The organism is Peribacillus sp. P4_D6, assembly GCF_056401795.1.
Genome location: NZ_JBFUIQ010000001.1, coordinates 254,231 through 277,253 on the forward strand (window position 1 = coordinate 254,231; position 23,023 = coordinate 277,253).

Consider the following 23,023-nt stretch of genomic DNA (forward strand, 5'->3'; position numbering starts at 1 on the left):
CTCCCAAAGTACAAACCATAAAAAAAACTGTAGGCAAACTCGATTTTCTTCAAGTTTGCCTACAGTCTGAAACAGCCACAGGGGCTGTTTTTTTTGTTTATTAACGATTTTCGCCGTTCTTTAATGACATACCGACAAAGTCGCGGAATAGCGGCTGTGGACGGTTAGGACGTGACGTGAATTCCGGATGGAATTGGGAAGCCACAAACCAAGGATGATCTTTCAGTTCAATGATTTCGACTAGACGGCCATCTGGACTTGTACCGGAGAACACGAATCCTGCCTCTTCCATAGCTTGACGGTAGTGGTTATTGAATTCATAACGGTGACGGTGACGTTCATAAACAACCTCGTCATTATAAGCTTCGTATGCTTTAGTACCTTCGATAAGCTTACATGGATACAGACCAAGACGAAGTGTTCCGCCCAAATCTTCTACATCCTTCTGCTCAGGAAGAAGATCGATGATTGGATCAGGAGTATCCTCCTTAATTTCAGCTGAATGTGCTTCTGGCAATCCCAAGACGTTGCGTGCATACTCAATGGACGCTAACTGCATGCCTAAGCAAATTCCGAAGAATGGTTTTTTTGTCGTGCGGGCAAATTCAGTCGCTGCAATTTTCCCTTCGATTCCACGATCTCCAAAACCTCCAGGTACAAGGATTCCATCTGCATCTTGAAGAAGTTCTGCAACATTTTCTTTAGTTACATCTTCGGAATTCACCCAGTCGATTTCAACATCTGCATCAAATGCGTAACCAGCATGCTTAAGTGCTTCCACTACAGAAAGATAAGCATCTTGCAATTCAACATATTTTCCGACTAAGGCGATTTTCGTTTTCTTTGATAAAGAAGTAACCTTTTTGACTAGTTCCTTCCAATCTTCCATATCCGCTTCGCCACAGTCCAATTGCAAGTGATCACAAACGATTTGATCCATATTTTGGGCTTGAAGCGCTAGAGGGATGGAGTAAAGTGTATCCGCATCAAGACATTCGATAACAGAATTTTTATCGATATCGCAGAATAAAGCGATTTTATCCTTCATATCTTGTGAAATCGGGCTTTCTGTACGTGCAACGATGATATTTGGCTGAATGCCAAGGCTGCGTAATTCTTTTACACTATGCTGTGTCGGTTTTGTTTTCATTTCACCTGCAGCTTTGATGTAGGGAACCAGTGTACAGTGGATATACATAACATTATTGATGCCGATATCACTCTTGATTTGGCGAATCGCTTCAAGGAATGGAAGAGACTCGATATCCCCTACAGTACCGCCAATTTCAGTGATGACTATGTCGGCATTCGTTTCATTGCCTGAACGGAAAACCCGTTCTTTAATTTCATTCGTGATATGGGGAATGACTTGAACCGTTCCACCTAGATAATCGCCACGGCGTTCTTTTCTCAGGACGGTTGAATAAATTCTGCCTGTAGTCACATTGCTGTGTTTACCAAGGTTGATATCGATGAAACGCTCATAGTGCCCCAAATCCAAATCCGTTTCAGCACCATCATCCGTTACAAACACTTCACCATGTTGATATGGACTCATCGTACCAGGATCCAAGTTGATATAAGGGTCAAACTTCTGGATCGTAACATTCAATCCCCTATTTTTTAATAATCTTCCTAAAGAAGCGGCCGTAATCCCTTTTCCCAAGGAAGAAACTACTCCACCTGTCACAAAAATATATTTTGTCATCTTATATCCTCCTAATAGAATGTTTTCTTCCAATTCAGTTCTTCACATCATTAGATCGGAATCTGAATCAAATCTTCCGCCACATGAGCGGTTAAAAGCTAAAAACCGTAACCAGTACAAACCATTAATCACTTAAAGGTCTTTAGTGAGAGTCATGCAGGATACATGAACAAGAATAAATTTCCTTAAATGACAGTTAACATAAATATGTTCTCTATAGTTTTTACAATTCTACGAGAAATCATTTTTAAAAATAAAAAAATGATGTCATTTATTCATTCCATCATTAAAAACAAAAACGCTCCGCTTACAAAAAAGTAAGGGAGCGATATAATTTAATCATTGTGTCCTTTTTTAAGGAGCCCAAAAATGATTCTACAAATTTCGCCTTAAAAAGTCAAGGGCGATTATTTATTTCTCATCCTCTTCATTCAAGTCATCCAAGTCATCTTCGTCTTCATCTTCGTCCTCATCATCTTCCAGGACAAATGCATCATCTTCGATTATTTCTTCTTCCAGGTCGTCGTCATCATCCACGTCATCATCCAAAAGCACTTCGTCGATGACTGGAGAACCTAGAATATCATCATCGTCGTCATCTTCATCCTCGTCCAGATCATCGATATCCTCTTCAAAGTCAAGGTCTTCGTCTTCAAGTTCATCGAAATCATCGATGACGACAGCAGCCTTTTTGGCTTTCTTTTTCTTTTTAGGTTTTACAACATGTACGACTTCTTCCTCGATTTGGTCAACCGGGTACCATGTTTTCAATCCCCAGCGGTTGTCTCCAAGTGAAGTGAAACGGCCATCCACATTTAAATCCGTATAGAATTGGGCAATTTTCTTTTCCACTTCCGCTTTGGATAAATGGTGCAGCGAAGCTAATTCACTAATTAAGTCTTTAAATGGAATCGGTTCATTTCTTTCAACTAACAAATCATATGCCATCTCTATTAAGGACATTTCCAATAATTGCTCTTTTGAGTATTGTTTTAAACTCAAATTCCGCACTTCCCTTCTCTATTCAAACACTGAATTCCGTGTTTTTTCACATAAAAAAATAATCTAAAACAGTAGTTCGATAAAATAACGACAATTCCTGCTAGACATATACTCCATTATAAACAATCTAAATGGGTTTATGCTAGTTCTATATGATACTTTCACAGATTTACCTTATTGTCTATCATTCACAGGAAACCAAAAGCTAAAGATCATTCCTTTTTTTCTTTTTCGATTTCTGACGATAGGCTGCCGTAAAAAAGACAACAGTCAGGATAAAAAAAGAAATGGCTCCCAATTGATGCTCATACAGCTCAAATAAAAAAATGATGGCAAGAATGTAACCTATGATCAACCCAATCATCTTCAGGTTCATTTTCTCAACTCCAATAGGGCTGATTCTTCATTTTTGCCCCTTTTCCGAATAATTATAAGGTAAAATCTTCATTTTGTTAAAAAAGACGGGAATTATTAAAAAAAGGGCCCCTAAACGTTCGGAGCCCCCTTCTAAGTTTACATATTTCTTCGATATTGACCGCCTACATCATATAACGCCCTCGTTATCTGACCCAGACTGGCCACCCTCACGCAGTTCATGAGCTCAGCAAAGATATTTTCCCCATTCATGGCTGCCAATTTCAGTTTAGTTAACGCTTCATCCGTGAACTCCTTATTTCTTTCCTGGAATGCCCGGAGATTTATGATTTGCCCTTCCTTTTCTTCCTTGGTTGCACGGGCAATTTCCATGCTGTTCACCGCTTCTTCGGAAGGAGGATTTGGATTCAAATACGTATTTACACCGATGATCGGCAATTCTCCCGTATGCTTTTTCATTTCGTAATGCATCGATTCATCCTGGATTTTCCCGCGCTGATATTGCGTCTCCATTGCACCCAGCACACCGCCACGATCATTGATGCGATCGAACTCTTGCAGGACGGCCTCTTCGACCAGATCCGTCAATTCCTCCACGATGAAGGCACCTTGCATCGGGTTTTCATTTTTTGAGAGACCATGCTCCTTCGTAATGATCATTTGGATGGCCATTGCCCGGCGCACGGATTCTTCTGTAGGCGTCGTGATGGCTTCATCGTACGCATTAGTATGCAGGGAATTACAGTTGTCCTGCAGTGCCATTAAAGCTTGAAGTGTCGTTCTGATATCATTAAAATCAATTTCTTGGGCATGAAGCGAGCGCCCGGAAGTCTGTATATGATATTTGAGCTTCTGGCTGCGGTCGTTCGCACCATATTTATCCCGCATGACTGTCGCCCAGATCCTTCTTGCCACCCTCCCGATCACCGTATATTCCGGGTCGAGCCCATTTGAGAAGAAGAACGACAAATTCGGGGCAAAGTCATCAATATTCATTCCGCGGCTTAAATAATATTCGATGTAAGTAAAGCCATTCGCTAATGTAAAAGCCAGCTGTGAAATTGGGTTGGCACCCGCTTCTGCAATGTGATATCCAGAAATGGATACAGAGTAATAGTTCCTGACTTTCCGATCGATGAAATATGCTTGAATGTCGCCCATTAGCCTTAGAGCAAATTCCGTAGAGAAGATGCATGTATTCTGGCCTTGGTCCTCTTTCAGAATATCCGCCTGAACAGTTCCGCGTACCGTCTGAAGCGTATAAGCCTGCACTTCTTCAGCTTCGGCGTCTGTAAGGGGACGGCCTAGCTCTTCTTCTTTCCGTTGAATCTGCTGATCGACTGCCGTATTCATGTACATGGCCAAAATGATTGGTGCCGGTCCATTGATGGTCATGGATACAGAGGTTGAGGGGTGGCAAAGATCAAAACCTGCATACAGCTTTTTCATGTCATCCAACGTGCAGATGCTGACTCCGCTTTCTCCTACCTTTCCATAGATATCAGGTCGGTGATCAGGGTCCTCGCCATATAAAGTTACAGAATCGAAAGCCGTGCTTAGCCGTTTAGCCGTATCATCCTTTGATAAATAATGAAAACGCCTGTTGGTACGGTCGGGCGATCCTTCACCGGCAAATTGCCGCTTAGGGTCTTCCCCTTCACGCTTGAATGGAAAGACTCCCGCTGTGTAAGGAAAGAAGCCCGGAACGTTCTCACGGAATACCCATCCCAAAATCTCTCCATAATCCACATATTTCGGCAGTGATACTCTCGGGATCATTAAACCTGATAAACTTTTCGTTTTCAGCTTTGTCACGATTTCTTTATCCCTTACTTTCGTTACAAACTGCTCTCCTGCATACTTTTCTTTTAAATCGATCCATCCAGAAAGGATTTTTTTAGATTCAGGTGATAAATTCGAGGCGGTTTCCTTTTTCAGTTTTTCTAAAGAAGCCACCATATCGCCGTTGTTATCATTTTCCTTAACTGCATCAATGGCTCCTTCAAGCTGGAAAAGCCTCCGGGCAATACGCACTTGTTCAGCGGCACGCTTATGATACGATCTGACCGTATCACTGATTTCACGTAAATAATACCGACGGTCAGTTGGAATGATGACATTTTGCTTGTAAACATCCGCTTCTTTCGAAAAGGCCGTACTCCAAGCCGTTCCTGATTTTTCATTAAGCTTTTCAATCAGTGCAGCGAATAATGCATTGGTGCCTGGGTCATTGAATTGGGAAGCGATTGTACCGTATACTGGCATTTCAGATGGATCTTGATCAAAAAGCGTACGGCTTCTTTGGTATTGCTTTTGAACTTGGTTTTTTGCATCTTCGGAACCTTTGCGCTCGTATTTGTTAATGACTATCAAGTCTGCATAATCAATCATATCGATTTTTTCAAGTTGCGAAGGAGCACCGAATTCACTCGTCATTACATACATGGATACATCGCATATTTCGGCAATTTCTGCATCACCCTGACCGATCCCGCTCGTTTCAACGATGATTAAATCGAAGCCTGCTGCCTTCACGACGGAAATGGCATCCTTTATCGCCAAAGACAGCTCACTTTTTGAATGGCGCGTGGCTAGGCTCCGCATATAAACACGCTCTGAAAAGATCGAATTCATTCTGATCCTGTCACCAAGAAGGGCACCGCCCGTTTTCTGTTTGGTCGGGTCTACAGATAGAATGGCGACTCTCTCGTCCGGAATTTCGTTAATGAACCTTCGTATCAATTCATCAGTCAATGAACTTTTTCCAGCTCCGCCAGTCCCCGTGATTCCCAGAACAGGAACCTTCTTTTCGGAAGTCTTGATCTGCTCAAAAAGACTCTCCACCGCTGCCGCTGATTCCTGTGAAACATCGAGTCTATTTTCGGCAAAGGTAATGAATTGGGCAATGGCATTCGTTCCCCCGGCAATCAATTCATCAAAACGTTCCTGTAAAGATGGTTTGACTGTCGAGAAATCACACTCCTCCATCAAAACGTTTATCATTCCTTGAAGACCATATTCCCTCCCTTCATCAGGTGAAAAGATACGGGCAATCCCATAATCATGGAGTTCTTTAATTTCCCTAGGGATGATGACCCCGCCACCGCCGGCAAAAATCCGAATGTGCCCGGCTCCCTTTTCCATCAGCAGGTCATACATATATTTAAAATATTCCACATGTCCTCCTTGGTAAGATGACATGGCTATGCCTTGGACATCTTCCTGGATGGCCGCATTCACGATTTCTTCCACCGAACGATTATGACCTAGGTGAATTACTTCCGCCCCGCTGGACTGAAGGATTCTCCTCATTATATTGATGGATGCATCATGTCCATCAAATAAACTCGAAGCTGTAACGAATCTAATATGGTTCTTCGGTTTATACACCTCAACTGTACTCATTTAGCTCCCCCTTATTGAAACTTATTTATATCAGTGCACTTTGGAACCCGATACATTTTGAATCAATAATTGCGTCTGCAGTTCAACATACTCTTGAAGCGTGTACTGTTTATGCAAAGCCCATCTTCTAAAACTCCACATCTGTCCCTGTACGAAAATGTTATGTGAAACAAGGCTTATTTGTTTTTCCGTTAATGATAGCTCCCCATTCTCAACACATTTCGTTATCACTTTTTCGAACATGCCCACCATCCGAAGTTCTTTATTCAGAACATATGGTAAAGCATCTTTCGTCAGTGCCTTCACTTCCTGATACATGACAAGCACTTCGTCCTGCATATCATCCATCACTTTATAAAAATAGGCGATCGTCAACTTCAAGCTTTCAAGTGTCCCATCACTCTGTTCTATTTCCTTCTGAAGCTTTTCCTGGACTTCATCATAAATAAAGTCACAAACGAGATATAATATATCTTCCTTGGTCCGGATATACTCGTATAATGTGCCAATGCTAAAGCCTGCCGCTTTGGCAATTTCCCTGGTAGTCGTACGATGAAATCCCTTTTCTTTAAAAAGGGTCACCGCTCCTTTAATCATTTGAGTACGCCTTTTTTCAACCAGCCGCTCATCCTTTACAGATGCAAGAACCTCTCTTTTTTCCATTTCCAAACTCCTTTTGAAAGCCCATTATTCAACCATTGATATTCTGAAGAAATTGAAAAGGGAATTCCGGTAAAGGCAGAGCCTCATCGGAAAACCACAGTTTCAACCCTATTTAGTAACCATCCGTGAGATGACCAGCTTTTGAATTTCCTGTGTACCTTCGTAAATCTGGGTTATTTTCGCATCACGCATATACCGCTCCACTGGATAATCTTTTGTATATCCATAGCCCCCGAAAACCTGTACGGCCTCCGTCGTCACTTTCATTGCTGTATCTCCGGCAAAAAGTTTGGACATGGCCGACTCTTTCCCATAAGGAAGGCCCACTGATTCCAACCAGGCTGCCTGATAGGTTAATAGCCTTGAAGCCTCAACACCCGTTGCCATATCCGCCAATTTAAAACCGATTCCCTGCTGTGCAGAAATTGGCTTGCCGAATTGGACGCGCTCTTTTGCATAATCAACCGCAGCATCCAATGCACCTTGGGCTATCCCTACAGCCTGGGCTGCAATTCCATTACGGCCGCCATCAAGCGTCATCATCGCGATTTTAAAGCCTTCCCCTTCTTTTCCAAGGAGATTTTCTTTAGGAACACGGCACTCATCAAAGATGATTTCCGTAGTCGGTGATGAACGGATTCCAAGCTTCTTCTCTTTTTTACCAACACTGAAGCCCGGGAAGTCCTTTTCAATGATAAAAGCACTCGTTCCTTTTTGCTTCGATTCAGGATCCGTCAATGCAAAGACGACATATGTATCCGCAATCCCGCCGTTCGTAATGAAGATTTTGGAACCGCTGATAACATATTCATCACCCACAAGCTTTGCAGTCGTTCTCATCCCTCCGGCGTCTGAGCCTGAGCTGGGCTCAGTAAGGCCATATGCACCGATTTTTTCACCTTGTGCCATCGGGCGAAGGTATTTTTGTTTTTGTTCTTCAGTGCCAAACTTATATATTGGCCATCCTGCGAGCGAAGTATGGGCTGATAAAGTCACCCCAGTAGAAGCGCAAACGCGGGAAAGTTCCTCAACCGCTATGCAATACGCTAAGTAATCACTTCCAATTCCGCCGTATTCCTCAGGCCACGGAATCCCGGTCAATCCAAGTTCAGCCATTTTATCGAAGATTTCACGGTCGAATCGTTCTTCTTCATCCCTCTCGGCAGCAGTCGGAGCCACTTCATTCTGGGCAAAGTCGCGCACCATTTTCCTGATCATTTCATGTTCTTCCGTTAGTTTAAATTGCATGGCAATGCCTCCTAAATTTCTCGTAATTACAGACTTTTACTGATGACCATCCTCTGTATTTCGCTTGTACCCTCATAAATTTCAGTTACCTTTGCATCCCTGAAATATCGTTCGACCGGATAATCCGTTGTATATCCATAGCCCCCGAACACTTGGACTGCTTCTATCGCCACCTCAACGGCCGTCCTCGAAGCGAATAGCTTAGCCATTGCCGCCTCTTTACCGGACTTTAATCCCTGTGAGCGTAAAAACGCCGCGCGATAGACGAGTAACCTTGAAGCTTCTATGCTCGTTGCCATTTCGGCCAGTTTGAAACCAATCCCTTGCTGTTCTGCAATGGGTTTTCCGAATTGCTCCCTGCTTTTTGCATATCGGACAGCATGTTCCATGGCACCCTCAGCAATTCCTAGCGCTTGAGCGGCAATCCCGATCCTTCCAGCATCCAAGTTGGCCATGGCGATCTTAAAACCTTCCCCTTCCTTACCTAGGAGATTGGCTGCAGGGACTTTCATATCCTCGAACGTCACCTGCACGGTGCTCGAACCATGAAGGCCCATTTTACGTTCATCTTTACCGATGATTAAGCCCGGCGTCCCTTTTTCTACAATAAAAGCAGAGATTCCCTTGCTTCCCTTCTGTGGGTCGGTCGAGGCAAAAACAATGAACACATCCGCTTCCCCGCCATTGGTGATAAAAACCTTGGACCCATTTATTCGATATTGTCCGCCTTCCTTTACTGCCACTGCCTTCGATTTCAAACTCGCAGCATCGGAACCTGAGCTTTGCTCAGTCAAACAAAAGGCCCCTAAATTTTTACCAGCGGCTAACTTAGGCACATACTTTCGCTTCTGCTCTTCCGTTCCAAAATAAACGATTGGATTTGTGCCAACAGATGTATGAACGGACAGTATGACACCGAGAGTGGGACTTACTTTGGAAATCTCATTGATGGCAATGATATAAGACATGAAGTCCATACCCGCGCCACCGTATTCTTCTGAAATCGGAATTCCCATCAAACCAAGCTCACCCATTTTTTGCAGAATCGTTTTTGGAAACACGCCTGTTTCCATTGCCTCGATATGAGGAGTGATCTCATTCTCCGCAAAAGAGCTTACCATTTTCCGCATCATTTCATGTTCTTCGGTAAACTTGAAATTCATCCTACATCCCTCCCTGGCTGCACATCTTTCCATGATTAGTTATATTCATAAAAGCCCCGTCCTGATTTCTTGCCTAACCACCCTGCCTTTACATATTTCCTTAACAGCGGACACGGTCGGTATTTATCGTCTCCCAGTCCTTGGTGAAGGGTTTCCATTATATACAAGCATGTATCCAGGCCGATGAAGTCAGCTAGCGTAAGCGGGCCCATCGGATGGTTCATGCCCAGTTTCATTACGTCATCGATCGCTTCTTTAGTAGCGACGCCCTCATAAAGTGTATAGATGGCCTCATTGATCATCGGCATCAAAATCCGATTCGCTACAAAACCTGGAAAATCATTGACTTCCACCGGTACCTTATTCAAGGATTCAGCCATCTTTTCAACCTCTTGATAAACTTCATCCGCTGTAGCAAGGCCGCGGATGACCTCAACCAGCTTCATGACTGGAACCGGGTTCATAAAGTGCATGCCAATTACCTTTTCCGGCCTTTTCGTGGCAGCGGCTATCTCGGTAATCGGTAGCGAAGAAGTATTGGATGCAAGAATGACGTGCCGGGGCGTGATTTCATCCAACTCGGCGAATATTCTTGTTTTTATTTCCATGTTTTCCACTGCCGCTTCAATCACCAAATCTACTGCAGCTGCATTTTTCAAATTCGTTGAGGAAGTAAGCCGGGAAAGGATTGCATCCTTCTCCTCGGATTCCATTTTCCCTTTTTCAACCTGCCGCGATAGGTTTTTGGCAATAGTCCCTAAACCCTTTTCTACATACTCATCTTTTAAATCGTGTAAAAGAACTTCATAACCGCTCATTGCACAGACCTGGGCAATGCCAGATCCCATCTGTCCCGCACCAATGACCATCACTTTTTGAATGCCCATGGGAATATCCCTCCTCATTTATCTATGAAACTATTATCCTTGCTTAGGCACTTCTATTAAAATGGCATCTCCCTGACCGCCGCCACTACAGATCGCTGCGATGCCCAATCCCCCTCCGCGGCGTTTCAGTTCATGCATCAGCGTAATGATGATGCGGGCACCACTTGCCCCGATTGGGTGACCTAATGCTACGGCCCCTCCGTTTACATTCACTTTTCCTGGCTCGATGTTGGCAATTTTCCCGCTGGCCAATGCAACCGCAGCAAATGCTTCATTCACTTCAAATAAATCAATTTCCTCTATCGATTTACCTGTCTTCTTCAGAAGGTCATTTATGACCAGACCTGGCGTTTTAGGGAAGTCCTTTGCTTCCACTGCCACTTCTGCATGAGCTAAAATATAGGCAAAAGGCGTTTTCCCTTCTTTTTCAGCACGTTCCTCACTCATCAATACGAGAGCACCCGCCCCGTCATTGACACCTGGTGCATTACCAGCCGTAATGGTCCCCTCATTATTGAAAGCTGGACCTAGTTTAGCCAACTTTCCGGCAGATGTATCTTTTCTTGGGGCTTCATCATGTTCGATGGTAATTGGTTCGCCTTTTCGGACCGGCACTTGTACGGAAATGATTTCTTCTGCAAGAATTCCGCCATCGATTGCTTTTATCGCTTTTTGGTGACTCTCATAAGCCCAGTTATCTTGTTCCTCACGGGTGATTTCAAGATCCTCGGCTGTACTGTTACCGTAAGTCCCCATATGGACGCCCGTAAAACTGCAGCTAAGTCCATCCGATATCATCGTATCCTTCAGTTCCCCATCACCCATCCTTAGGCCCCACCTTGCTTTTGGAAGGATATAAGGTGCATTGCTCATCGATTCCATTCCGCCGGCAACAATGATTTCTTCTTCACCTAAGCGAATGATCTGATCAGCCAATGTGACACTGCGAAGTCCTGATGCGCATACTTTATTAATGGTTTCCGTTTTCACTTCCCAAGGCAATCCAGCATGACGGGCTGCCTGGCGGGACGGTATTTGGCCTTGGCCTGCTTGAAGCACATTCCCCATGATGACCTCGTCCACTTGGCTTCCTTCAATCCCTGCCCGAACAAGTGCCTCTTTGATTGCTATTCCACCAAGCTGTGATGCCGTCAAACTGCTAAGACCACCACCGAATTTACCAAAAGGTGTTCTCACACCGCTAATAATCACTGTTTTCGCCATCATTATTTCCCCCTATAAGTAACATTGATTGAACGCTCGCTCAATTTGGAGTTAAAAAAATAGTGTTGTAAGCGCTTAATATTATATTATATTACACATTTTTCTCAAAAATGAAAATATTTAGTTTATAAATATTGAAAATATTGCCTGCTTCCATTTGAATCTCATTTAGAGGAAGCAGGCAATTCCATTTAAAATTAAGAGGCAATCGATTTATTTTCACCAATGACCGCTTTTTCGAGTAGTTCAGCTACATCATACGTTTTAACATTTTCCTCAACTTCTTTTGCCTTCGTCCCATCAGATAGCATGGTCAGGCAATAAGGACATCCTGAGCTAATCACTGTTGGACTGACGGCCAGCGCCTGTTCGGTACGGGCGACATTAATGCGGTTTCCAGTTTCTTCTTCCATCCACATCAAACCGCCTCCAGCTCCGCAGCACATACCCTTCTCACGGTTACGCTCCATCTCAATAAGTTTCACTCCATCAATGGATTGTAAGATTTCACGCGGCGGGCTGTAAACTTCATTGTACCTTCCCAAGTAACAGGAATCGTGGAATGTAATCGTCTCATTCACCGGATACTGCGGCACCAGCCTGCCTTCACTGACAAGTTTGGCCAACAGCTCAGTATGGTGATACACTTCCGCTTCCAAGCCAAAATCCGGATACTCATTCTTAAAGATATTGTATGCATGCGGATCGATCGTCACGATTTTCGTTATTTCATTCTTTTGGAATTCTTCTATATTTTTCATGGCAAGTTCCTGAAAAACAAACTCATTACCCAATCGACGTGGAGTATCCCCTGAGTTTTTCTCCTTATTTCCGAGAATTGCAAATGTGACGCCCGCTTCATTCAATAATTTAGCAAAGGAAAGGGCAATCTTCTGGCTTCGGTTATCGTATGACCCCATTGAACCCACCCAAAATAAATACTCGAATTCTTCGTCTGCCTTTTTTAATTCCTTCACGGTTGGGACGCTGACATCTTCCCGAAGACTCCGCCAATCTTCTCTCTCTTTACGGTTCAATCCCCACGGGTTCCCTTGACGCTCGATATTCGTCATGGCACGCTGTGCATCGGGATCAAGTCTGCCCTCAGTAAGCACTAGATAACGGCGCATATCAATGATTTTGTCGACATGTTCATTCATTACCGGGCATTGATCTTCACAGTTCCGGCATGTGGTGCAAGCCCAAAGTTCTTCTTCTGTAATGACTTCGCCAATCAGGCTCGGACTGTATGCTTCAGTTGCTGCAGCTGATTCCTGCACCCCCTGCGCGGCACCAGCCAGAGCGATCTTATTTCCCTTCGTATTTCCAAAAACAAAAGATGGCACCCATGGCTGCTTCGTTGTAACGGCAGCGCCTGTATTAGTTAAATGGTCACGCATCTTGATTATGATATCCATCGGGGACAGCATTTTCCCGGTACCTGTGGCCGGGCACATATTCGTACAGCGACCGCACTCCACACAGGCATAGAGGTCCACCATTTGATATTGCGTCAAGTCCTCGATATATTTGGCACCGTAATATTGATTGCCTTCTTTGTCGAGAATCTCTTCTTCCAAATCAACCGGTTTCAATTTCCCCGGATTGTCCAGGCGATTAAGGAATACATTTATTGGACCGGCAATCAAATGAGCGTGCTTAGATTGCGGGATATAAACAAGGAAAGATAATATGATCAGTAAATGCAGCCACCAAGCTACATAAAAAACGACGGTTGCCGCTGTTGTCCCCATCCAGCCGAATAGAAATGCAATGCTCGATGCGACTGGCTCTGACCAGGTTGCATCGTGTCCATGCCAGATCATTCCCATTCCATTCCCCAGTAGTACGGTGATCATGATACCGGTAATGAAGATGACAACCAAACCTGCTTTGAAATCCCTTTTCAAGCGAACAAGCTTTTCGACATAACGGCGGTATGCCGCCCATAGGATTGCAACAAGAACGGTAAGCGTCACAATTTCCTGGAAGAAAGTAAAGGCCGGATAAACAGGGCCGAACGGTAAATGCCACCCCGGCCTTAAGCCTTTAACGAAAAAATCAAGTGCACCAAATTGCACTAATATGAAACCATAAAATAACAAGGCATGAATGATCCCGCTCTTTTTATCTTTAAAGAGCTTCTTCTGTCCAAATACATACACCCCTATTTTGACAAGACGATCTTTTACACGGTTATCGAATTCCACTTTTTTGCCAAGTTTTATATAAGCAATACGAGTCTTTATCAAATAGACAAACAAACCGGCGGCGTAAGCGGTTACAAGCAGGAATGCAACTAAGTTGATCCACAGTAAACCATTCATTTCCATGCAGTCTTTCCCCCTCTTTAGTAAATTACAAAATGCCAGGTACCATTATGGGAAATTTGGCATTTTTCTGAAATTTGATTAATTCCATTATATAATGAATGAGCATTCAGTCAACTTTTTTCTTTTAAAAACCATTTAATTTTTCTGCCCCTTAATTATATAATTCGACAAATCCATGCATTACCCTTCTGCATTCAAAAAAAATGAAGACCCTTTCCCCCTTTTTAATGGTTACTGACAGGGAATTAGAGCCAAACTAAATATAATCATTTAGGGGGGATTTTTTTTGAAGATAATCACCACGATTGCCTCTATATTTTTATTGATTTTCTCTTGGTGCTGGGTTGATCTTAAGGTAGGGCATAACCGTTATTTGAAGCACGCAACCAACATTAAATATCCGCCTCGGAATAGCGAAATAACTGTATTCACATCAGGGAAAATCCTGTTTGAAGATTATATCAAGGAAGTCAGGCAAGCTCAGGATTCCATCCATATCCTTTTTTATATAGTAAAAAACGATAAATTCAGCAAGGACTTTTTGAAGTTACTGCAGTCAAAAGCGGAAGAGGGCGTGGAAGTGCGGCTTTTAGTCGATTGGATAGGGAGTAAAAAGATGTCCCGCCAAACCATTCAGGAACTGACTGAAAGCGGCGTTCATTTTTCTTTCAGCTTTAAACCGAAACTCCCCTTCCTTTTCTATACCATACAAAAAAGAAATCACCGTAAGATCTCGGTGATAGATGGAAAAATCGGCTATCTTGGCGGCTTTAATATCGGTAAGGAGTATATAAACCAAGGGGAGAAGCTGAACCCATGGAGGGATTACCATTTAAAAATGACCGGGGAAGGTGTAAAGGACCTTCAGGAAGTCTTCCTCTCGGATTGGTTCTATGATACAAACGAGGATTACAGAGGAACGCCTGCCTATTTTCCGACATTGACTCCCGGGACGCAGGCCCATCAGTTTGTCGTCTCGAATGGCAGTGATCTTGAACAGTCACTGACACATATGATTCGTCAAGCGACTAAAAAAATCATTATCGGGACTCCATACTTCATTCCCAGTGAAACTTTATTTCAGGAATTGAGGGATGCCCTTGCACGCAATGTTTCCGTTACGGTCATCGTACCTGAAATTTCAGACCACGCCCTTGTAAAAGAAGCTTCTTTTCCCTATTTTCGGGTACTAATAAAAGACGGGGCGGAAATCATGCAATTTCAAAGAGGGTTCTACCATTCTAAAGTGATGCTGATCGATGACATAATGTGTGATATCGGTACGGCTAATTTTGATAAACGCAGTTGTTTTTTAAATAGTGAAATGAACTGCACCGTATTTGACCGGACATTTATAAAAGATGTAGAAAAGGAATTGGCAGTGGACCTGGCCGAATCCAAGCCGCTGAACGGGGACGCTCTTTCCAGCATGAATGTAGTCCGTTCAGCAAAAGAATCGCTGGCTTCCATCCTTTCTCCTTTTCTTTGACAACCCTTTGCTCAAGGAGAAAAATATAATGAAAATAAGATTTGGGTTCGTATCCAATGCCACCTGTTTATGGGAGGCTTCTCCGGCTAAGACACTTACTTTCAAGCGATATAGCACACTTGGCGCAGAAAAAGGAATGGAAAAGCTCCTGGATGTGACAAGGCAGAACATTGAAAATACCTTAAGGGTCCTTCAATATAACACGGCACACCAAATAGAAGTATACCGGATGTCCAGTTCCATTGTTCCTTTAGCCACACATCCCGAAATCGAATGGGATTTCGTCACTCCTTTTAAGAAAGAGTGGAAACAGCTTGGCGATTGGGCCACTGCACACAAGATGAGGCTCAGCTTTCATCCCAATCAGTTTACGCTGTTCACCAGCCCTAAGCCCGAGATCACACAAAATGCCGTGAAAGATATGGAGTTCCATTATAAAATGCTTGATGCAATGGGCATTGCGGACACCTCTTTCATCAATATCCATGTCGGTGGGGCCTATGGTGATAAAGAGTCCGCCCTTGTAAGGGTTCATGACAACCTTAAATCGCTGCCTATGCACATCAAGAAAAGAATGACTTTGGAGAATGATGATAAAACCTATACAGCATCTGAAACCCTTGGCGTATGTAAAAGGGAGGGAATCCCGCTTGTATTCGATTATCACCATCATCTCGCAAACCTTTCAGATGAGCCGCTTAACGAACTGCTCACCGAGGTGTTCACCACTTGGAATCAAGCAGGGGCGGTACCAAAGATTCATATTTCATCCCCAAAATCGGCAGGTGAATTTCGCTCGCATGCAGATTATATCGATTTGGACTTCATCATGCCCCTTTTTAAAGTGCTTAAGGATCTTGGACAGGACGTGGATTTCATGATCGAGGCCAAGATGAAGGATCGGGCAATGTTGCAGCTGATTGAAGATATGGCTAAGATTCGAGGTGTAAAAAGGGTGAGCGGCGGAGCCATTGAGTGCTAAATAACCTAAAAAAAGCGGCTGTTTCGCTAGAAACAGCCGCTTTTTTCCATTACATTTTATCCGGTGCCGAAACCCCGATGATAGCCAATGCATTCTTTAACGTAATTTGGACGGATTTGACCAGTCCAAGACGCGCCTTACTTCTTTCCATTTCTTCAACATCCAGAACCTTATCTGCATTGTAGAAACTGTGGAATGTAGAAGCTAGGTCGAATATATAATTCGTCATACGGTGAGGCATCCGTTTTTCGGCTGCTTCCGCTATTGCCTGCGGGAATTCTCCTAATTTCTTCAAAAGCTCCACTTCTTTTTCAGTAGATAGGGCAGAGAAATCAGAGACTCCTTCATAGCTGATCCCTTGTTCCACACCTTGGCGCAAAATGCTGGAAATACGGGCGTGGGCATACTGTGCATAATAAACCGGGTTTTCATTGGATTGTGAGACCGCAAGATCTAAATCAAAGTCCATATGAGTATCCGCACTTCTCATTGCAAAGAAATAACGTGTTGCATCCAGACCCACTTCATCAATCAGGTCACGCATCGTAACTGCTTTACCGGTACGTTTACTCATCTTCATTTTCTCGCCATCCTTGTACAGGTGAACAAGCTGGATGATTTCCACTTCAAGCTGCTCGCGGTTGTACCCTAATGCTTCGATCGCCGCTTTCATACGAGGGATATAGCCGTGGTGATCTGCACCCCAGATATTGATCAGCGTTTCAAAGCCGCGTTCCAATTTATTACGGTGATAGGCAATATCCGGTGTCAGATATGTGTAAGACCCATCCTGCTTAATAAGCACCCGGTCTTTATCATCGCCTAATTCCGTAGAGCGGAACCATGTAGCCCCATCTTCCTCGTAAACATGGCCCCTTTCCCTCAACACTTTAAGTGCTTCATCAATTTTACCGTCTTGATAAAGGGATGTCTCGGAGTACCATACATCAAATCCGACACGGAAATTACCCAAGTCCGTTTTCAGTTTTTCCATTTCATATTTCAAGCCGTACTCACGGAAAAATTCAAAACGTTCCTTCTCATCGGCATTTACATATTTATCCCCATACTCACTTGCAAGCGTCTTACCGATGCCAATGATATCTTCGCCATGATAACCGCCCTCAGGCATATCCTTTTCGAGTCCAAGTGCCTGGAAATAACGGGCTTCTATGGAAATGGCCAAATTATTGATTTGGTTACCTGCATCATTGATATAGTATTCACGTGAAACATCATAACCTGCTTTAGCTAGGATATTACATAGCGTATCGCCTACTGCTGCACCACGGGCATGACCAAGATGGAGATCACCGGTCGGGTTCGCGGAAACGAACTCCACTTGGATTTTTTCGCCTTTACCAAAGTCACTTTCCCCATATGCTTCATCCACTTTCAAAATGACAGGAACCAGTTCTGTCAAATAAGCATTATCCATGTAGAAATTGATAAAACCCGGTCCTGCAATTTCAATTTTTTCGATGGATGCTTTTGAATTGTCAAAGTTTTCGATGATTGCCTCTGCTATCATCTTTGGCGCTTTCTTTGCAATCTTCGTTAATTGCATGGCCATATTCGTGGAATAATCTCCGTGAGTCTTATCTCTTGGCAGCTCCAATACAACATTCGGAATTTGCTCTTCTGTTGCTAAACCGGCTTTAATGACTGCCGCTTTAATCTCTTCTTTCAGTTTTTCCTGTACCTCTTTTACTATATTCATGCGTTATGCTTCCTCCTTGTAGGAAATAGTCATCTCATATTGACCGGGTTCGCTTCCCTGCATATGTAACGTATATTTAAGGACAAGTTTCCCTTGTTTGGCCTGCTCATCCCATTGATGATGGATCTTCTTCGCGGTCGTCCGTAATCCTAACCTGCCATATATACTTTCGTAATGCCCATTTGTCGCTTCCTGCAGGCGGAAAAGCTGCCTCATTTTAATGGCACCATTTCTAAGCAGGATCGTTTCATCCGGTTTGTGCTTGATGGTCGTTTGTGTTTGACCGGTTTCATTTTCCTCTTTATATTGCAAATATAAATCTGCACCTTTATACATTTTTGTACCAAATGTGACCAGCTCATACGTTTCCGTTTCTGAACCGTGCTTGATTTTTGTCTGTAAAGTCACTTTAATAGCATGCTTATCTATATCATGAAGAGTCAAAGCTACACTTCCTTCATCATGTGGTTCTTAACTTTATAAGTATAAATATTCTTCAAGGAAGTTTCAACTTGGAGCGGAAAATAAAGTGTTAAACCAAAAGTGTGAGGATGAACTGTCGAAATCATGTTGTTGCAATCCATTTGATTTTAACGCAATAATGACTCATTGGGCGGAATTATTCAAAAAGAGCCCTTAATTCTATCCACGGATAAAAAAAGACCATTCCCGCTAAAAAAACAGGAACAGTCAAGTCTTCCATCATTAACCTTTTTGAACCCACCCTAGAATCATTTCGCGAATCAGCTTGCTCGCCGTATTCGCAGTTTGCTCGGATGGATCATAGATTGGTGCGACTTCTACTAAATCGCAGCCGACCACATTTATTTCAGACCGTGCTATCTCATGAATCGAAGCTAAAAGCTCTTTGGAAGTGATGCCTCCACAATCAACGGTGCCTGTTCCCGGCGCGTGCGCAGGGTCAAGAACATCGATGTCGATCGTCACATATACAGGACGGCCAGCTAACTGCGGCAGTACTTCTTTCAAAGGTTCAAGAACTTCAAATTTAGAGATGTGCATGCCATTTTCTTTTGCCCATTGGAATTCTTCCTTCAAACCGGAACGAATGCCGAAAGAGTATACATTTTTCGGGCCGATAAGTTCTGCGGATTTACGGATGATGGACGCATGGGAAAGCGGCTCTCCCTCATAATCCTCACGTAAATCTGTATGTGCATCCATATGGATGATGGCCATATCGGGATACTTTTTGAACATGGCTTTGATGACAGGCCATGTGACAAGATGTTCCCCTCCCATACCCATTGGGAACTTACCTGCATCCAACAAGCTGTCGACAAATTTTTCAATCATATCGATACTGCGCTGCGGATTGCCGAATGGTAATGGAATATCCCCGGCATCAAAGAATTTAACTTCCTCTAATTCACGATCTAAATACGGGCTGTACTCTTCCAAACCAATCGAAACTTCACGAATCCGGGTAGGGCCGAAGCGAGAACCCGGACGGAAACTTACCGTCCAGTCCATCGGCATGCCGTATAGCACAGCTTCAGATTCCTCAAAAACAGGGTGGCTTTTAATGAATACATTGCCTGAATAGGCTTCATCGAATTTCATGGTCCACGCCTCCCTTACTTCACTAAATCTTGAACGAATTTAGGCAGAACGAATGCTGCTTTATGAAGTTCTTTTGTATAATATTTAGTTTCCATTTCATGGAAACGATCTTCAGTCACTTCTAATGGATTATATTTTTTCGATCCGATCGTGAACGCCCAAAGGCCGCTTGGATACGTCGGGATATTCGCTAAATACAGGCTCGTGATTGGGAATATCTCTTTCACATCACGTTGTACATCGCGAATTAAGTCCGCTTTAAACCAAGGGTTGTCGGATTGTGCCACAAAAATCCCGTCTTCTTTCAAAGCTTTGGAAATCCCGGCATAAAAACCTTTTGTGAATAAATTGACAGCAGGTCCGACAGGTTCAGTTGAATCAACCATGATCACGTCATATTCATTTTCACTTTTGGCGATGTGCATGAAGCCATCCCCAACTTGTACGTCTACACGCGGATCTTCAAGCATGCCTGCAATTTCCGGCAGGTATTTCTTTGAGTATTCGATGACTTTCCCATCGATATCCACCAATGTAGCTTTTTTTACGCTTGGGTGTTTAAGGATTTCACGGATAACTCCTCCGTCCCCTCCACCTACAACCAAAACGTTTTCTGGATTAGGATGGGTAAATAAAGGAACATGGGCTACCATTTCATGGTAAACGAATTCATCGCGCTGTGAAGTCATTACCATGTCATCCAGCAATAGCATATTGCCCCACTCTTCCGTTTCAATCATATCAAGCTTTTGAAACTCAGTTTGCTCCGTATGTAAAGTACGATTCACTTTCATCGTAATACCAAAGTTCTCTGTTTGTTTTTCAGTAAACCAAATGCTCATTTATTAACGCTCCTTTTCCATTTCATATTGTCAGTCACCTTATAGGTTCCCCAAAATCGGTATAGTCATTAGCTAGAAAAATTATAGACGAATCTAGCAGAATTGCAAGATAAATTTCTTAAATGCAGTTCTTATGTTTAAAATTTTCTTTTTTTTCCATAATAGTAATAGATACTAGATTCTTACCCGATAAGAGAGGTGAAAGCAATGGAATTGATTCCAAGCGAACGATTTAAAAGGACAACTAAATATGTACGGGCCTTCATTATCCTTGCCGCAATCGGGCTGACAATACTCTTTGTATTGCTTCTCTCTTTACTGATTTACGCAAAAATATTAGGTCCGCCTCCTTTGGTCGTGCCGCAGTCCACTCTCTATTACAGTGATGATGGAAATGTGATCGGTGAAACAGATAATGGCCAGAAGCGTTATTGGGCCGGAATGGAGTCGATTTCACCACAGCTCATCAAAGCGACTGTCGCCGTTGAAGACCGCCAATTTTACACTCATTATGGATTTGATATAAAGCGGATCGGCGGTGCCATCCTTGCCGATATTAAGGCAATGTCCAAGGTCCAGGGTGCAAGCACCATTACCCAGCAGTATGCCCGGAACCTGTTTCTTGGGCATGACAAAACGTGGTCGCGTAAACTTAATGAGGCCTTTTATACGATACGTTTAGAAATGAACTACTCCAAAAAGGAAATTCTAGAAGGCTATTTAAATACGATTTACTATGGCCATGGCGCATATGGAGCCCAAGCTGCAAGTCAATATTACTTTGGCAAGGATGCCAAGGATCTGACTCTTCCTGAAGCGAGCATGCTGGCCGGAATACCAAAAGGGCCGTCAAATTATTCTCCATTGGATAACTTTGAAAAAGCGAAATCTAGGCAGAAAGTTGTCCTGCAATCCATGAAAAGCAAAAACTACGTTTCAGACAAGGATATCGCGGAAGCTCTGCGAACATCCCTTACATTAAAAGGGGAACACGGAACGGTCACCAAGAAGACCGCTCCCTATTTCCAGGATGCCGTCAAGCAGGCTTTAAAATCTCAGCTTCATTTAGATGACCGGACGATCGAGCTCGGCGGCCTTAAGGTGTATACGACACTGGACGAAACCCAGCAGGGAGCTGCCGAAGAGGTCCTTTCCAGTACCATACCCAAGTCTTCAGGCATTCAAGCCTCGATAGTGGCAATGGATCCGGATACCGGGGAGGTCCGTGCGCTGGTCGGCGGTAAAGATTATTCCGAGTCTCCATTCAATCGGGCCACACAGGCCGTTCGCCAGCCTGGTTCAACCATGAAGCCATTGCTATACTATTCAGCGCTGGAGAATGGTTTCACACCATCCACCACCTTGAAAAGCGAGACAACTACCTTTTCTTTCGATGATGGTCACTCATCTTACACACCGCATAATTATAACCATCAATATGCGGAAGGCGAAATCACGATGGCTCAGGCCATTGCTCTTTCCGATAATATCTTTGCCGTAAAAACGCATTTGTTCCTTGGGGAACAGTCATTGGTCGATACGGCGCGCCGATTCGGAATCACGGCAAAGATGGATGCCGTCCCTTCCCTGGCACTCGGTACGTCAGGTGTTAGGGCGATTGAAATGGTGAACGCATACAGCATTCTGGCTAATGGCGGCAAGAAGGTTGAACCCGTGTTTATCAAAAAGGTGGAAAATCAAAAAGGTGAAGTGATTTTTGATGAAAAGGAGAAACCCAAACAGATTCTGGATAAGGACAAGGCATTTGTCATGACCCAGATGCTTACAGGTGTTTTCGATGAAACGTTAAATGGCTATACGAAAGTGACCGGCAGCACCATCAGTTCCCAGCTGACCCGCCCATATGCCGGCAAATCAGGCTCGACCCCGACGGATAGCTGGATGATCGGTTACACACCAGAGCTTGTAGCAGGAGTATGGACTGGGTATGACCAAGGCAAAAAAATCGAGATCCCTGCTGAAAAAGGCTATGCAAAGAAAATCTGGGCTTCCTATATGGAAAAGGGTCTAAAAGGTGAACCGGCAAAATCATTTAAGGAAACCGAAAACGTAATCGGGGTAAACGTGAATCCCGTAAGCGGAAAATTGGCCACAAAGGATTGTCCCGTCTCAAGAATGACTTATTATGTTAAAGGAACCGAGCCTGTCGAATACTGTGCCGAGCACTTTAAGGGCGGGAATCCGAAACATGCCCCAAAAGAAGAAGAACTTAAAAAGGCCCCTTGGTACAAGAAAATCTTAAAACCTTGGGGATAACGAAAAACCCCCGAAGCCTGCAGAGGCTTCGGGGGTTTTTCTGTCCTAGTTCCACAGTGACTAAACTGCTGTCTTTAAGTTTACTGATTTTATCGCTTTCCTACAAGTGCATTTTTCACTA

General features: G+C 43.6%; 17 protein-coding genes. 3 read left to right on the forward strand and 14 right to left on the reverse strand.

What is annotated here, in order from left to right:
- Positions 1-100: 100 nt before the first annotated feature.
- The 10 genes from AC1DVB_RS01170 to AC1DVB_RS01215 all read right to left on the reverse strand — a co-directional run bounded on the left by AC1DVB_RS01170 (position 101) and on the right by AC1DVB_RS01215 (position 14,002).
- Complete coding sequence (locus AC1DVB_RS01170; protein WP_048683527.1) at positions 101-1,708, reverse strand: CTP synthase; 1,608 nt, start codon at positions 1,706-1,708, stop codon at positions 101-103.
- Between the two features lie 411 nt (positions 1,709-2,119).
- Complete coding sequence (rpoE, locus tag AC1DVB_RS01175; protein ID WP_057278194.1) at positions 2,120-2,710, reverse strand: DNA-directed RNA polymerase subunit delta; 591 nt, start codon at positions 2,708-2,710, stop codon at positions 2,120-2,122.
- A gap of 205 nt (positions 2,711-2,915) precedes the next feature.
- On the reverse strand, positions 2,916-3,086 hold the full coding sequence (locus AC1DVB_RS01180; RefSeq protein ID WP_156319604.1) for a hypothetical protein: 171 nt from the start codon (positions 3,084-3,086) through the stop codon (positions 2,916-2,918).
- Between the two features lie 137 nt (positions 3,087-3,223).
- Positions 3,224-6,490 (reverse strand): fused isobutyryl-CoA mutase/GTPase IcmF, encoded by a 3,267-nt coding sequence (gene icmF, locus AC1DVB_RS01185; RefSeq protein ID WP_057278195.1) that lies wholly within the window; start codon positions 6,488-6,490, stop codon positions 3,224-3,226.
- 30 nt (positions 6,491-6,520) lie between these two features.
- A complete protein-coding gene (locus tag AC1DVB_RS01190) occupies positions 6,521-7,153 on the reverse strand; it encodes a TetR/AcrR family transcriptional regulator (protein WP_034315867.1) in 633 nt (210 codons plus the stop codon).
- A 108-nt stretch (positions 7,154-7,261) separates the two neighbouring features.
- On the reverse strand, positions 7,262-8,401 hold the full coding sequence (locus tag AC1DVB_RS01195; protein ID WP_034315870.1) for an acyl-CoA dehydrogenase: 1,140 nt from the start codon (positions 8,399-8,401) through the stop codon (positions 7,262-7,264).
- 26 nt (positions 8,402-8,427) lie between these two features.
- Positions 8,428-9,564 carry an acyl-CoA dehydrogenase gene (locus tag AC1DVB_RS01200; RefSeq protein ID WP_057278196.1) on the reverse strand — a complete coding sequence of 379 codons (1,137 nt, stop codon included), beginning with the start codon at positions 9,562-9,564 and terminating at the stop codon, positions 8,428-8,430.
- A gap of 35 nt (positions 9,565-9,599) precedes the next feature.
- A complete protein-coding gene (locus AC1DVB_RS01205; protein ID WP_048683542.1) occupies positions 9,600-10,451 on the reverse strand; it encodes a 3-hydroxybutyryl-CoA dehydrogenase in 852 nt (283 codons plus the stop codon).
- 33 nt (positions 10,452-10,484) lie between these two features.
- Positions 10,485-11,675 (reverse strand): acetyl-CoA C-acetyltransferase, encoded by a 1,191-nt coding sequence (locus AC1DVB_RS01210; RefSeq protein ID WP_057278197.1) that lies wholly within the window; start codon positions 11,673-11,675, stop codon positions 10,485-10,487.
- Positions 11,676-11,872: 197 nt separating this feature from the next.
- On the reverse strand, positions 11,873-14,002 hold the full coding sequence (locus AC1DVB_RS01215) for a (Fe-S)-binding protein (protein ID WP_057278311.1): 2,130 nt from the start codon (positions 14,000-14,002) through the stop codon (positions 11,873-11,875).
- Between the two features lie 292 nt (positions 14,003-14,294).
- Here AC1DVB_RS01215 and cls point away from each other — a divergent pair, with 292 nt between their 5' ends.
- Together cls and uvsE are read left to right on the forward strand one after the other, a co-directional pair.
- On the forward strand, positions 14,295-15,497 hold the full coding sequence (gene cls, locus AC1DVB_RS01220; protein WP_239859824.1) for a cardiolipin synthase: 1,203 nt from the start codon (positions 14,295-14,297) through the stop codon (positions 15,495-15,497).
- Between the two features lie 28 nt (positions 15,498-15,525).
- Entirely contained in the window at positions 15,526-16,479 is a 954-nt protein-coding gene (gene uvsE, locus AC1DVB_RS01225) for a UV DNA damage repair endonuclease UvsE (protein WP_095678755.1), read from the forward strand.
- 49 nt (positions 16,480-16,528) lie between these two features.
- On the opposite strand, the gene argS is transcribed toward uvsE, so the two are convergent.
- The 4 genes from argS to speE all read right to left on the reverse strand — a co-directional run bounded on the left by argS (position 16,529) and on the right by speE (position 20,625).
- Complete coding sequence (gene argS, locus AC1DVB_RS01230) at positions 16,529-18,199, reverse strand: arginine--tRNA ligase (protein ID WP_377331892.1); 1,671 nt, start codon at positions 18,197-18,199, stop codon at positions 16,529-16,531.
- A 3-nt stretch (positions 18,200-18,202) separates the two neighbouring features.
- A complete protein-coding gene (locus tag AC1DVB_RS01235; protein ID WP_048683553.1) occupies positions 18,203-18,643 on the reverse strand; it encodes a YwiB family protein in 441 nt (146 codons plus the stop codon).
- Between the two features lie 261 nt (positions 18,644-18,904).
- Positions 18,905-19,783, reverse strand: coding sequence for an agmatinase (gene speB, locus AC1DVB_RS01240; protein WP_034315888.1), 879 nt, complete (start codon positions 19,781-19,783; stop codon positions 18,905-18,907).
- A gap of 14 nt (positions 19,784-19,797) precedes the next feature.
- The gene (speE, locus tag AC1DVB_RS01245; protein ID WP_034315891.1) at positions 19,798-20,625 is read right to left on the reverse strand and encodes a spermidine synthase; all 828 of its coding nucleotides are present in this window, start codon (positions 20,623-20,625) and stop codon (positions 19,798-19,800) included.
- 207 nt (positions 20,626-20,832) lie between these two features.
- On the opposite strand from speE, the gene AC1DVB_RS01250 reads away from it, so the two are divergent.
- Positions 20,833-22,902: a transglycosylase domain-containing protein gene (locus AC1DVB_RS01250; protein ID WP_477587846.1), complete on the forward strand. Its 2,070-nt coding sequence runs from the start codon at positions 20,833-20,835 to the stop codon at positions 22,900-22,902.
- The last annotated feature ends 121 nt before the right edge of the window (positions 22,903-23,023 follow it).